Origin of the sequence: Amycolatopsis sp. NBC_01286, assembly GCF_035982555.1 — a bacterium.
Lineage (GTDB): Bacteria > Actinomycetota > Actinomycetes > Mycobacteriales > Pseudonocardiaceae > Amycolatopsis.
Map to the genome: position 1 here is coordinate 4,211,307 of NZ_CP108428.1, position 12,946 is coordinate 4,224,252.

At 72.2% G+C, this 12,946-nt stretch carries 12 protein-coding genes; 11 read left to right on the plus strand and 1 reads right to left on the minus strand.

The features are described 5' to 3' along the window. Window positions 1–74 precede the first annotated feature (74 nt). The 11 genes from OG570_RS20440 (at window position 75) to OG570_RS20490 (ending at window position 12,428) form a co-directional block, all read left to right on the plus strand. Window positions 75–2,684 carry a CHAT domain-containing protein gene (locus OG570_RS20440; protein WP_326958419.1) on the plus strand — a complete coding sequence of 870 codons (2,610 nt, stop codon included), beginning with the start codon at window positions 75–77 and terminating at the stop codon, window positions 2,682–2,684. Window positions 2,685–2,812: 128 nt separating this feature from the next. Continuing rightward, a complete protein-coding gene (locus OG570_RS20445) occupies window positions 2,813–3,496 on the plus strand; it encodes a GNAT family N-acetyltransferase (protein WP_326943999.1) in 684 nt (227 codons plus the stop codon). An 87-nt stretch (window positions 3,497–3,583) separates the two neighbouring features. Next, window positions 3,584–4,183, plus strand: a complete 600-nt coding sequence (locus OG570_RS20450) for a hypothetical protein (RefSeq protein ID WP_326958421.1) — start codon at window positions 3,584–3,586, stop codon at window positions 4,181–4,183. 410 nt (window positions 4,184–4,593) lie between these two features. Then, the gene (locus tag OG570_RS20455; protein WP_326958423.1) at window positions 4,594–5,913 is read left to right on the plus strand and encodes an MSMEG_0569 family flavin-dependent oxidoreductase; all 1,320 of its coding nucleotides are present in this window, start codon (window positions 4,594–4,596) and stop codon (window positions 5,911–5,913) included. Next, window positions 5,910–6,749 (plus strand): amidohydrolase family protein, encoded by an 840-nt coding sequence (locus OG570_RS20460; RefSeq protein WP_326958425.1) that lies wholly within the window; start codon window positions 5,910–5,912, stop codon window positions 6,747–6,749. The genes OG570_RS20455 and OG570_RS20460 overlap by 4 nt, the downstream gene beginning before the upstream one ends. Before the next feature lie 4 nt (window positions 6,750–6,753). Beyond that, window positions 6,754–7,266 carry an MSMEG_0572/Sll0783 family nitrogen starvation response protein gene (locus OG570_RS20465; protein ID WP_326958427.1) on the plus strand — a complete coding sequence of 171 codons (513 nt, stop codon included), beginning with the start codon at window positions 6,754–6,756 and terminating at the stop codon, window positions 7,264–7,266. A gap of 9 nt (window positions 7,267–7,275) precedes the next feature. Continuing rightward, on the plus strand, window positions 7,276–8,346 hold the full coding sequence (locus OG570_RS20470; RefSeq protein WP_326958429.1) for an MSMEG_0568 family radical SAM protein: 1,071 nt from the start codon (window positions 7,276–7,278) through the stop codon (window positions 8,344–8,346). A 1-nt stretch (window position 8,347) separates the two neighbouring features. Beyond that, on the plus strand, window positions 8,348–9,718 hold the full coding sequence (locus OG570_RS20475) for an MSMEG_0567/sll0787 family protein (protein WP_326958431.1): 1,371 nt from the start codon (window positions 8,348–8,350) through the stop codon (window positions 9,716–9,718). After that, complete coding sequence (locus OG570_RS20480; RefSeq protein WP_326958433.1) at window positions 9,715–10,545, plus strand: carbon-nitrogen hydrolase family protein; 831 nt, start codon at window positions 9,715–9,717, stop codon at window positions 10,543–10,545. The genes OG570_RS20475 and OG570_RS20480 overlap by 4 nt, the downstream gene beginning before the upstream one ends. After that, window positions 10,546–11,376 (plus strand): carbon-nitrogen hydrolase family protein, encoded by an 831-nt coding sequence (locus OG570_RS20485; protein ID WP_247056799.1) that lies wholly within the window; start codon window positions 10,546–10,548, stop codon window positions 11,374–11,376. After that, on the plus strand, window positions 11,376–12,428 hold the full coding sequence (locus tag OG570_RS20490; protein WP_326958435.1) for an MSMEG_0565 family glycosyltransferase: 1,053 nt from the start codon (window positions 11,376–11,378) through the stop codon (window positions 12,426–12,428). Before OG570_RS20485 ends, OG570_RS20490 begins: the two co-directional genes overlap by 1 nt. Here OG570_RS20490 and OG570_RS20495 read toward each other — a convergent pair. Continuing rightward, entirely contained in the window at window positions 12,412–12,870 is a 459-nt protein-coding gene (locus OG570_RS20495; RefSeq protein WP_326958437.1) for a hypothetical protein, read from the minus strand. The genes OG570_RS20490 and OG570_RS20495 overlap by 17 nt on opposite strands. Between the last annotated feature and the right edge of the window lie 76 nt (window positions 12,871–12,946).

Sequence of the window (12,946 nt, forward strand, 5' to 3'; positions counted from 1 at the left end):
CACCCGCCTGCCGGATTTCGCCTGGCAGGCGGGCTTCTTTCTGCGACTGGCTGTGCTGTCATAGGAGAGTGCCTGTGACGAACCTGGACCCGACCGAAGTCATCGAGAAGGTCCGCGCTCTTCAGAAACAAGCCGCAGACGGGTCCTGCCTCAAGCACTACCGCGAGGGTGTCCGGCTGCTGCGACGCGGTATGAGCATGCTGGACTCGATCCACCCCGTTCCGGAGAGTCGTCGCACCGACTGGCTGGTCACGAGGATCCGGCTGGTCAGCCTCATGGCCGCGCTGTCTTCGGAGATCAGCGGGGACCTCGCCGCGGGCTTGGCCGGTCTCGACGATGCCCGGCTGCTCATCAACGCGGTGCCGAATCCCGTGCTGCAAGCCGAACTCAACGGCGCGCTCAACCACAACTACGCGGCGCGGTTGATGAGCGTCGGGCGCAACGAGGACAGCCTGATCGCGTTCGACATCTCCGTCGACCACCAGGAGTACCGCCTGGCGCACGGCCCGGACCCGGAGACCAGGATGGGCGCTTTCGTCCAGACGCTGTCGTCCCGGGCGTGGGTGCAGATCCGCCTGGGCAACGTCAGTGAGGCCCGGGCTGATCTCAACCGCTCGCTCGAGCTCGCCGAAAAGTTCGAGCTACGCTCGGTCGCCGCCGACATGCGGCGCACCATGGGCATGCTCGCGCTGAGGATCGGTGACGTCCCCGAGGCGTTGCGGCTGTACGAGGAAGCCGAACGGACCTACCGGGCATTGGACAGGGACGTTCCGAAGGAGCTGCGGTTCGAGCAGGCGGAGGCGTTGCTGGCGGCGGGGCTGGCCGATGAAGCCGGTGCCCACCTCGACGAGGTGCTTCCGATGCTGGTGGCCGGGCAGAGCATCAGCCGCGAGGTCGCGCGAGCGGAGCTCTACCGGGCCTCCGCCGCGTTGATGACCGACGACGTCGAACTCGCTAGGCAGATGGCCGATTCGTCACGGCGCAAGATGCTGCGGGTGGGCTGCCAGACCTGCATCGCGGACGCGACGCTCGCCGGGTTGCAGGCCGATGTCCGGGACGCGCTACGTGGCTCGGAGGTACCTGCCGCGCTACCGACTCGCGCGCTCCGGCTCGCGGCGAAGATGCCGATGCCGCAACTGACGGAACAGGCTGCGATGGCCCAGATGCTCGCCGTCCGGCTCGACATTCGGCGGGGGAACCTCAAGCGGGCCGCCGAGACGCTGCAAAAAGTGCCGCGGCCCGGGCAGCTGACTCCCATCGACTACCGGATGCTGCGCCGGCTTTGCCGGGCCGAGCTGGCCGTTGCTCAGGGGAGCCGGGCCAAGGCGCTCACCGAGATCCGGTCCGGGCTGACCGAGCTCGACGCCGTCCGGGATCGGATGGGTGGGCTGGACCTCGTGTCCGGGACCGCGCTGCACGGTCAAGAGCTCGCCGACCTCGCCGTGAAGTTGGTGCTGGAGCGCAATGACGCCCGGCGGCTCTTCGTCTGGCTGGAGCGGACCCGCGCGCAGACCTACCGCTACGAACCGCTCTCCGCCGGGACCGATCCCGAGCTGGCCGCGCGGGTGGCCGAGGTGCGGGGTCTCGGGCAGGCCATCCAGGAGGCCCAGCACGACGGGCACCCGATCGCGGGCCTGCGCGCCAAGTACAACGAACGCCTTCGGGAAGCGCAGCGGCTCGGCTGGCACACCGGGCGCTGGGGCCGGCCGCGGCCGGTGGCCGGGTTGGGCGAAGTCGTGGGGCAGCTCGGCGAGCGGGCCTTGGTCAGCTTTGCCGCCTCCGGGAACGAGCTGGTCGCGGTGGTCGTCGCCGGGGGCGAGTGCCGGCTGGTGCGGCTCGGGTCGGCCGGCGACGCCGCCGAGTCCGCGCGCGTGCTGAACGTCGACCTCGACGCGCTCGCGCCGGACAACCTGCCCGAGCGGCTGGCCGAGGTCGTCATGGTGTCGGCGCGCAAGCAGGCCGACAAGCTCGACGCGCAGCTGATCCAGCCCCTGGAAAAGCTGTTCGGCGACCGCGATCTCGTCATCGTTCCCACCGGGCCGCTGTACGCCGTGCCGTGGGGTGTGCTGCCGGGGCTGCGGGGCCGGCCGACCGTCGTCGCGCCGTCCGCGACCGCGTGGCTCGCCGCCGAGCGGACGAAGCTGTCTCGCGCCCGCAAGATCGTGCTCGTCCGCGGGCCGGGGCTGGCCGGCGCGCGCGGTGAGCTCGAGAAGCTGACCACGCACTACCGCACCGCGACGACGATGACCGGCGCCAAGGCGACCGTGAAGTCCGTGCTGCGCGCGATGGACGGCGCCAAGCTGGCCCACTTCGCCGCCCACGGCGCGCACGAGCCGGAGAACGCGCTCTTCTCGCGCCTCGAGCTCGCCGACGGCGCGCTGTTCGGGCACGAGATGGCCGGGTTGCGGCAGCCGCCGCGGCAGGTCGTGTTCGCCGCGTGCGAGCTCGCGCTCAACCGCATCCGGCCGGGCGACGAGGCCCTCGGGTTCGCCAGCGCTTTGCTCGCGAGCGGCTCGCGGACGGTGATCGCGCCGCTGTCCCGCGTCGGCGACCTCGCCTCGGCCGCCGCGATGGACGACTACTACCGGGCCCTCGCGGTTCGCGACAGTCCCGCGCTGGCCCTGGCCGACGCGATCGCGGTCGACCCGTTCCGCCGCCCCTTCGTCTGCCTCGGCGCCGGCTGACGGTCGTTTCGCCCGACGTAGTCAGGTGGATCTGGTCTGTCTGCTTCGGCGCCGGCCGGCAGTGGCCCGGTCCGAGACCCTCGAATTGGCTCTGTGGGCCGGGCCAATCCCGTCTTAGGCTGCCCGGCATGACCAAGCGTCTGCAGCAGGCCTGCGACAACGCCGTCGCGATGTGGACCGTCCTCGGCCGGGCTCGTGGCCACGACGTCCGGGAGCACGACGGCTTCGTGGCGATCGACGGCCCGGCCGGCGTGCGGATCATGCTGACCACCACGGATCCGGGGGAAGACCCGGCGCCGGCCGCGAAGACGTACCAGGACGGCGGCCGCGCCCTGGTCGTCGAGGATCCTTTCGGCACGCTCGACCTCACGGCCATCGGCATGACCGCGCGCTCCCTGCCGGTGATGGTGCGCGAACCGGCGCCCGCGCCCGCGCCCGTCGGTGTCCGCCGTGTCGAGACCGGCGACGACCTGGTCCGGGCCGGGCGCATCGTTGTGGACGGCTTCCCGCTGGAGCACTTCCGGGCCGATGACGTCTTCCCGCCGTCGCTGCTGGAGCAGGACGGTCCGGCCTTCTTCACCCTCGGCGACGCGGGTGCCTGCCTGACCATGGCCCACGGCGGCGTCGGCGGCGCGTACTGGGTCACGACGATGCCGGAGCACCGCTCGAAGGGCGTCGGGCGGACGCTGATGCACGCCGTGCTGCGGCAGTTCGACGGCCTGCCCGTGACGCTGACCGCCGCCCGGGCGGGCAAGCCGCTCTACGACTCCCTGGGCTTCACCAGCGTCGGTGACGCGCACTGGTGGAGCTGACGGCACACGGTGGACTCCGCCCTGTAGTCGCCCAGTAGGGTGACCCCCGTACGCGGCCAGGTGACGCCGGCAGGTGGAGGTCCTTCGATGGCACGCACGGGCGGTGAGGGCGAACTCCCCTCGGTCGCCGAACTGGTGAACCTCTCGCAGACGAAGCCGCTGATGATCCGCGGTGAACTCGACGCGAAGCTCGCCGAGGAGCTTGCCGCCGAACCCGAAGAGCCCAGACCCGACCCGCTCGCGATCCTCGACGCCGAGCTGGCGGCCGAAGACATCGCTGACGACCGCCCGCTCGACGCCCCGCCGGACGAGCGGCCGCGGCGCACGCAGCCGTTCGTCATCGGGGCGGTCGCGGCCGTCGCGCTCGGGCTGGCCGCCGTGGTGCTGTTCCAGCCGCACGAGGTCGGTGGGACGGCCGTGCCGCCGCCGGGGGCCGCCGCGCCACCGCCGCCCGCGACCTCCAGCGAGGCCGTCACGACGTTCAGCGCCTCGGCCGAACCGCCGCCGCTCACGGCCGGGCTGCAGGACACCCCCGTCAAGACGACGAGCCGGCCCGTCGCGGGGCGCAAGCCCGCGAACCCGGTGGCGACGTCGTCGACGCCGCCACCGCCCGAGGACCAGTGGCGCGACATGGTGAGCTCGGCGATCAGCTCGTGGCAGCACGGCCACGGCCGCCCCGGTCGCTGATCCGCGCCGCGATCATCGCCTCACCGGAACCTCGCGGCGCTGCCGAAGATCGGTGACGCGGCATGGCGACCAGTCGTTTGCCCGCGCCGCGCCCGTTGGCTCGTCGGCGCTGCTGCCCGACGACCGGTGACGCGGCACGGCCGCCCCGGCCGCTGGTCTGCGCCGCGATCATCGGCTCGGAGGAACCTCGCGCCGCCGCCGTCCGAAGGCCGGAGGCGCGGCCCGACCACCGCAGGATCTGAGCCGCGCCGCCAGCCGGTCAACCTCCACGATTCCCTGCGCCGCAACGTATCGCGGCCGCCTGAGTGTTAACCGGGCGCGGGACGAAGCGTTACTCAACGGCGTTCTGGTAACGCGCCGATGTTCCGGATGAAACCGTCCGGAAATGGTTCGCCGTTGCACTGATCGGCATGAACTTCGAGCTCGACGGCCTGCACCGGCCGGTGATCGTGGTCGGCGGCGGCCAGGCGGGACTCTCGATGTCCCACTGCCTGACCTCCGCCGGAGTCGGGCACCTCGTGCTCGAACGCGAGCGCGCGGGGCACGAATGGCGGACCCGCCGCTGGGACAGTTTCTGCCTGGTCACGCCGAATTGGCAGTGCCGGCTCCCCGGTTTCCCCTACCCGGGTGATGATCCGGACGGTTTCATGGTCCGGGACGAGATCGTCACCTACCTCGAGTCGTACGTGAAGGCCTTCGACGTCCCGCTGCGCGAGGGCGTCGAAGCGAAGCGGCTGCGGCCGCTTCCCGGCGGCGGGTTCCGGCTGACGACGTCGGCCGGCGAGCTGACCGCCGACCACGTCGTGCTGGCCACCGGTCCGTACCAGGTGCCGTTGAAGCCACGGCTGGCCGAGCGGCTGCCGGAGCACGTCGTCCAGCTGCACTCGGCCGAGTACCGCAACCCGGACCAGCTGCCCGACGGCGACGTCCTGGTCGTCGGCACCGGGCAGTCCGGCTGCCAGATCGCCGAAGACCTGCACCTCGCCGGACGCCGCGTGCACCTCGCCGTCGGGTCCGCGCCGCGCGTCGCCCGGCGCTACCGCGGCCGGGACGTCGTGGCCTGGCTCGACGAAATGGGCTACTACGCCCGCGGAATCGACGAGTTCGCCGACGCGGACGCCGTGCGGTTCCGCGCCAACCACTACGTCACCGGACGCGACGGCGGCCACGACATCGACCTGCGCGCGTTCGCCGCCCAGGGCATGCGGCTCTACGGCCGGCTCAGCAGCGTCCGAAGTGGACAGCTGACGTTCGCCGACGACCTGCGCCGCAACCTCGACGCGGCGGACGCAGTCTCCGAAGGAATCAAGGACTCCATCGACGCCTACATCGCGAAACGCGGGGTAGCTGCGCCGAGGGAGGACCGCTACAAGCCAGTCTGGGAGCCACAGGACAGCCGGAAGTCCCTCGACGCGGAAGCGCTTTCCGCCGTCGTCTGGAGCACCGGCTTCGGCCGCGACCACCGCTGGATCGACGTCCCGGTGTTCGACGGCAAGGGCTACCCGACGCACCACCGCGGCGTCACCAGCTGCCCCGGCCTGTACTTCCTCGGCCTGCCCTGGCAGCACACCTGGGGCTCCGGCCGGTTCTGCGGCGTGGCGGCGGACGCGGAATACCTCGCGAGGCGGATCACCGGAGGCGGCCGCGGCGACGTCCGCTGGCTGTCGGGCACGCCGGTCAGCACCTACCCGGCCGACGACGACTGGGTCGCACCGAGGACGGTCGCATGAAGCGCTGGACCAACGACGCCCACCGCCACCTGGGCGTGCTCCCGCCGTTCCCGTTCTACGGCGGGCCGCCGGTCGCCCCGGCGATCGGCAGCCGTGCGACGATCGGCGACCTGCTGGCCGACCTGGACCGTGAAGGCACCGAACGCGCGCTGGTGATCCCGAACTACGGCGTCCCGGACCCGGCGATCGCATTCTCCTTCAACGAGCTCTGCGTCGAGGCGGCGGGCAAGGACGACCGGATCAGCGCCGCGCTGTGGGTTTCGCCGCGAGCCGAAGACGCCGTCCGGACCGACGACGCGTTGAAGCTGGCGGGCGAGGACGGCGTGCGGGCGCTCAAGCTCAGCTTCCTGCTGGGCGGCAAGGCATCCGACCCCACGTGCAAGCCGCAGCTCGACAAGATCTTCGCCACCGCACGGGAAAACGACCTCGTCGTGCACGTCCACACCTCGCCGGGCGCGGCGTCGGACATCGACGAGGTCGGCAAGCTCGTCGACGCCTACGCCGGCGACGTCAAGCTGCACCTCGTCCACTTCGGCGGCGGGATGAGCGGGCACATCAAGCTCGTCGGCGGCCGCTTCTTCGACTGGATCGCCGCCGGGAAACAGGTCTACACGGACCTGTCCTGGGCGATCGGCTTCACGCCGCGCTGGCTCGTCGAGGAGATCTCACGCCGGGGCCTCGGCCACGACCGCGTGCTGTTCGCCTCCGACGAACCGTGGGGCGATCACGAGGGCGAACTCGCCAAGCTGGCCGCCGCGGCCGGCGACGGCGAGCTCGCCGACCTGGTTTTCCGCGGCACGTTCGACGTGCTGTACGGACCGAAGAAAGGGAAATAGACCGATGGCAGAGCTGACCGACACCGAAAAGACCAGCCTCGACGAGATCCCGCACCCGTCGCTGCCGCAGGGCTCCAACCTGTACGGCGGGACCAAGGTCTTCCCGGACTACCAGGCCGAACCCGGCCAGAGCTACTTCACCCTGGTCCACGGCATCGCGCACGAGTCGTCGGTGAGCTTCGTGGCGATCCTGCAGGCGACGCGCGCGCTGCGGAAGGGCTTCGAAGCCGCGATCTACTTCTACGGCCCGGGTTCGCTGAACTGCCTGGCCACGCGCGGCTTCCCGACCACCGGCAACGCTGCGTTCCCCGGCGAGCTGAACATCAACGACCAGCTCAAGACGTTCATCGGCGAGGGCGGCAAGGCCTACTGCTGCCGCTTCGGCCTGTCGCTGCACGGCGCCCGCGAGGAGGACCTCATCGAGGGCGTCATCCCGACGCACCCGCTGGACGTCCAGGACGCGCTGATCCACTACGCGCGCAAGGGCGCGATCATCAACTCCACCTACATGTTCTAGGGAGCGGTAGTGCGCGTTGGTATCGAAGAGGACCTGGACACCCGCGCCGACATCGCCGTCCGCGGGGTGCGAATGGACGCACCCGTACAGCGCAGCAAGGGCGCCGGGCCGAGCGACGACGGCCACCTGGTGGTCGACGGTGCCAACGCCACGCTGCCGCTGAACCCCGAGAGCCCGTACGTGGTCCGGGACGGCCGCATCTTCCGCGAGACGATCGACCTCGGCCTGAGTGTCGCCCCGGTGGGCCGGCCGCGGTTCTACGACCTGTCCACGGCGGATGGTGTGCCGTACCGCAAGATCGCCCTGCTGCATGGAAAGGACGTCCTCGCGACAACGGTCGTCCAGACGTGCATCCGGTACACGGAGGACCAGCGCTGCCGGTTCTGCACCATCGAGGAGTCATTGCGAGCGGGGTCCACGGTGGCCGCGAAGACGCCGCAGCAGCTCGCGGAAGTCGCCGAGGCAGCGGTGCGGCTCGACGGCGTCCGGCAGATGGTGATGACGACCGGCACGACGTCCGGGCCGGACCGCGGCGCCCGGCACCTCGTGCGCTGCGTCCGCGCGGTGCTCGGCGCCGTGCCGGGCCTGCCGATCCAGGTGCAGATCGAGCCGCCGGGCGACCTCGGCGTCCTCACCGAACTGCGCGACGCCGGGGCGACGTCGATCGGCATCCACGTCGAGTCGCTGGACGACGACGTCCGGCGGCGCTGGATGCCGGGCAAGTCGACGGTGCCGATGGCGGAGTACGAAGCCGCGTGGGCGGAGGCGGTCCGCGTCTTCGGCCGCAACCGCGTCTCGACGTACCTGCTGATCGGCCTCGGCGAGGACCCGGACTCCCTGGTGGAGGGGGCCGGGCGGCTCATCGACATGGGCGTCTACCCGTTCGCCGTGCCGATGCGGCCGATGGCCGGGACGTTGGCCCGGCGCGACGGCGCGACCGCGCCTTCACCCGCGCTGGTCGCCGACGTCACCGGCCGCATCGCCGCGCTGCTGCGGGCGGCCGGGATGACTGGCGCCGACCAGGGTGCGGGCTGTGCCGCCTGCGGCGCGTGCGGCCTGCTCAACGCGGCGGGAGGCTGACGTGGACCACGACATCCTCGCGTTGCTGGGTGACGTCCGCAGTGTCGCGGCGCGTCCGGCGTTCTCCATCGCCGAAGCCGACCACAGTGGACTGACCGCGTACCGCACGTTGCGTCACGAGGCGTTCGTGGCGCGGCAAGGACTCTTCGCCGGGCACGACCTCGACGACCACGACACCGACCCGCGCACCCTGTTCCTGGTCGCGAGGGACGCGGCGGGCGAAGTACTCGGCGGCGTCCGTCTCGGCCCGGCGACCGACGGTCCGGACCTCGGCTGGTGGCAGGGCGGCCGCTTGGTCGTCGCGCCCGGCTCACCGGCCGGGATCGGCTCCGCGCTGGTCCGCGCGGCCTGCGCGCGGGCCGAAGCCGAAGGGGCGCTGCGGTTCGAGGCGACCGTGCAGACGCGCACCGAGCGGCTGTTCACCCGGCTCGGCTGGCAGCGGGTACGGCCGGTGACCGTCGCCGGCCATGACCACGTGCTGATGCGCTGGCCGATCGGCCGGATCGCCGCGCTGGCCCGCTCGACCAAGGCCGCGCTCGGCCCGTTGCTGCAGGGAATGACCGGCATACCCGGCTTTGTCGGCGATGACGGCGTCCCGCTGCCGGGCACCGACGTCGTCGCGGCCTGCGACGCGATCATCCCGTCGATGGTCGAGCGCGACCCGGAATGGGCGGGCTGGTGCTCGGTCCTGGTCAACCTCAACGACCTCGCCGCGATGGGCGCGACACCGACCGGCTTGCTCGACGCGCTGGGTGCGCGTGACGCGTCCTTCGCCGCGCGAGTCCTCGGTGGACTGCGGAAGGCGAGCGAGGCGTACGGCGTCCCGGTGCTCGGCGGGCACACCCAGTTCGGCGTCCCGGCTTCGCTGTCGGTCACGGCGCTGGGCCGCACCACCGATCCGGTGCCCGGGGGCGGCGGCAAGCCGGGTGAGCGTGTCTGGCTCACCGCGGATCTCGCCGGCGGCTGGCGGCCCGGCTACACCGGACGTCAATGGGATTCGACGAGCTTCCGCCGCACGCCCGAGCTGCGCGAACTGCTCGGCTCGGTCGCGAAGGCGCGCCCGGCGGCGGCCAAGGACGTCTCGATGGCCGGCATCGCGGGCACCCTCGGCATGCTCGCCGAAGCGTCCGGCTGCGGCGCGGTCCTGGACGTCGACAAGGTGCCACGGCCGCGCGGAGCGTCCACAGGGGACTGGCTGACCTGCTTCCCCGGCTTCGCGATGCTCACCACCGGCACGCCCGCGCCCGCGGGGCCGGCGGTCACCGCGGACTGCGGCGAACTGGTCGCGGGCACCGGCGTCACGCTGCGCTGGCCCGACGGCGAACGGACGCCCGCCATCGACGGCGGCGTCACCGGATTGGGGAACTCATGACGACACTCAGGATGGCCGCGGTCGCCGCGCCGTTCGACCGCGACCTCGAAGGCGACTTCGCGCGCATCGAGAAGCTGATCGGCGAGGCGAAGGCCGAGGGCGTGCGGCTGCTGGCGCTGCCGGAAGCGGCCCTCGGCGGCTACCTCGCCAACCTCGACGGCGGCGCCGAAGGCCCGCCCGCGCTGGCCGTCGACGGTCCGGAGGTGCAGCGGCTGGCCGCGCTGGCCGGCGACCTCGTCGTCACGGCGGGGTACTGCGAACTCGCCGGCGGCCGCCGCTACAACTCGGCCGTCTGCGTGACCGGCGACGGCGTCCTCGGGAACCACCGCAAGGTCCACCAGCCGCTGGCCGAAAACGCCAGCTACGGCGCCGGCCGCGGGTTCGCGGCGTTCGACACGCCGGTCGGGCGCCTGGGCATGATGATCTGTTACGACAAGGCTTTTCCCGAATCCGCGCGGGCGCTCGCGCTGGACGGCGCCGAGGTCGTCGTCTGCATGAGCGCCTGGCCCGGCAGCCGCACCAACGCGGCGGCCGACCTCGCGCAGGACCGCTGGAAACGGCGGTTCGACCTGTTCGACCGGGCCCGCGCGCTGGAGAACCAGATCGTCTGGGTCTCGGCCAACCAGTCCGGCACCTTCGGCGACCTGCGGTTCGTGGCCGGGGCGAAGATCGTCGACCCGGGCGGCGAGATCGTCGCCGACACCGGCGTCGCCGAAGGGATGGCGATCGCCGAGATCGACGTCCAGGCCGCGCTGGCCACGGCGCGCCGGTCGATGGGGCACCTGGCGGACAGACGCCCGGACGCCTACCCCGTTAGTGTCCCGTGAATGGGGCAGATCCGGATCGCCGCCGTCGCCGCGCACTTCGGCCGCGACCTCGACTTCGACCTGCAGCGCATCGCGACGCTGATCGACCACGCGCGCTCGGCCGGCGCCGCGCTGCTGGTGCTGCCGGACGCGGCCCTCGGCGGTTACCTCGCCGACCTGCGCCATCCGGACCCGGAAGCGCTCCCGCCGGCCCTCGACCCCGACTGTCCGGAACTGAAGACGATCCAGTCGCTCGCCGCGGAGATGGTCGTGTGCGTTGGTTACTGCGAAGCCGACGGGCCGCGGCGCTACAACTCCGCGGTGTGCGTCACGGGTGACGGCGTGCTCGGCCGGCACCGCAAGGTCCACCAGCCGCCGGGGGAGAGCATCGCGTACGAACCGGGCGCCGAGTTCGCCGCGTTCGACACGCCGGTCGGGCGGGTCGGCATGCTGATCGACTACGACAAGACGTTCCCCGAGTCGGCCCGCTCGCTGGCGGTCGACGGCGCGGACATCGTCGCCTGCCTGAGCGCGTGGCCGACCAGCATCACCAACCGCGCGCCGCGGATGGCGCAGGACCGGCAGTCGCGGCTGTTCGACCTCTACGACCAGGCGCGGGCCGCGGAGAACCAGGTCGTGCTCGTGTCGTCCAACCAGACCGGCGCGATGGGCGGCATGCGGTTCCTCGGTCAGGCCAAGGTCGTCGGGCCGGGCGGCGAGATCCTCGCCCGGACCTGGTCCAAGGCGGGGATCGCGGTCGCCGAACTCGACGTCGAACAAGAACTCGCGAACGCCCGCCGTGTGCTGCACCACCTGGGGGAACGGAAACCCGAGGTCTACCGGGAGGCCTGATGCGCATTGCCCTGCTGAGCTACTCGACCAAACCCCGCGGCGGCGTCGTGCACACGCTCGCGCTGGGCGAGGCCCTCGCGGCGCTCGGCGAGGACGTCACGGTGTGGACGCTCGGCCGCGGCGGTGACGCGGGGTTCTTCCGGCCGGTCGATCCCGCTGTCCGATTGTCGATCGTGCCCTTCCCGGACGTCCCCGGCGAGAGTGTCGGCGCGCGGATCCTGCGCTCGATCGCGGTGCTGCGCGCGGCGTTCACGCCGGACGCGTACGACGTCGTGCACGCGCAGGATTGCATCAGCGCGAACGCCGTCGACGCTTGCGTCCGGACGATCCACCACCTCGACACCTTCACGACGCCGGAGCTGGCGGCCTGCCACGAACGCGCGATCATCCGGCCGTACGCGCACGTCTGCGTGTCCGGGTCCGTGGCCGCCGAGGTGCGCGACGGCTGGGGCATCGAGGCGACCGTGATCCCCAACGGCGTCGACTACGACCGGTTCGCCAACGCCCGACCGGATACCGATCGAGGACGTTATGTCTTGGCGGTGGGCGGAATCGAGCCGCGCAAGGGTTCGCTGGACCTGCTGGAGGCGTACGCGCTGCTGGCCGAACCGGACGTCCGCCTGGTCATCGCCGGCGGCGAGACGCTCTTCGACTACCGCGAGTACCGCACCCGCTGGGAGAAACGCGCCGCCGAACTGGGCGTCGAGCCGGAGGTGCTGGGCCCGGTCGCGCACGACGAGCTGCCGTCGCTGATGGCGTCGGCCGCGGTGTTCGCCTTCCCGTCGACCAAGGAAGGTTTCGGGCTGGCCGCGATGGAGGCGCTGGCCGCCGGGGTGCCGGTGGTGACGCGGGACCTGCCCGTGCTGCGCGAAGTCTTCGGCGAGGTGGCCCGCTTCGCCGTCGACCCGCCCGGCTTCGCCCGGGAGCTGCGGGCCGCGATGGCGGGGGTCGACCCGGCGCCGGGCCGCGCGCTGGCGCAGCGGTACACGTGGCCGGCGGCCGCGGCAGCGCACCGGACGTTCTACCGCTCCCTGCTCAGCCGCGGCGCTTGAAGTACGGATTGGCGTCCGCGCGGAACATCAGCGTGAACCCGGCCATCGACAGGCCCAGCACGAGCAGGAACGCCAGGCCCCGCACCAGGTCGCCGGCATCGCGGGCGGACGCGGCGAAGAGCGCGAACAGCTGCAGCACGACGTCGAGGATGCCCAGCGCGCCGGCGATCGCGAGCACGACGCGCGCCCACCCGGCACCGCGGAACACGCCGTACACCAGCGGCGCCCACAGCCCGGCCGCGATCACGAACGCGAGCACCGCGACCGGCGTCGGCAACGTCGTCGCCAGCAACGCGTCGCGCTCCCCGGTCCCACCGACGCCGGCGCCCGGTGTGGCGTGCCCGCCCAGCAGCCGGCCGAGCAGCGAACCGAGGAACCAGCACGCCGTCGCTCCCCACCACGCGAAGGCCGCGCGCCGGACCGGTACGGGCGGCTCGGACATAACGGCAGCGTAGGCGCGGAAACCCAGGTAACGGGACCGCCGCGACCCGAACCGTTATGCACGCGGCGGAACACCG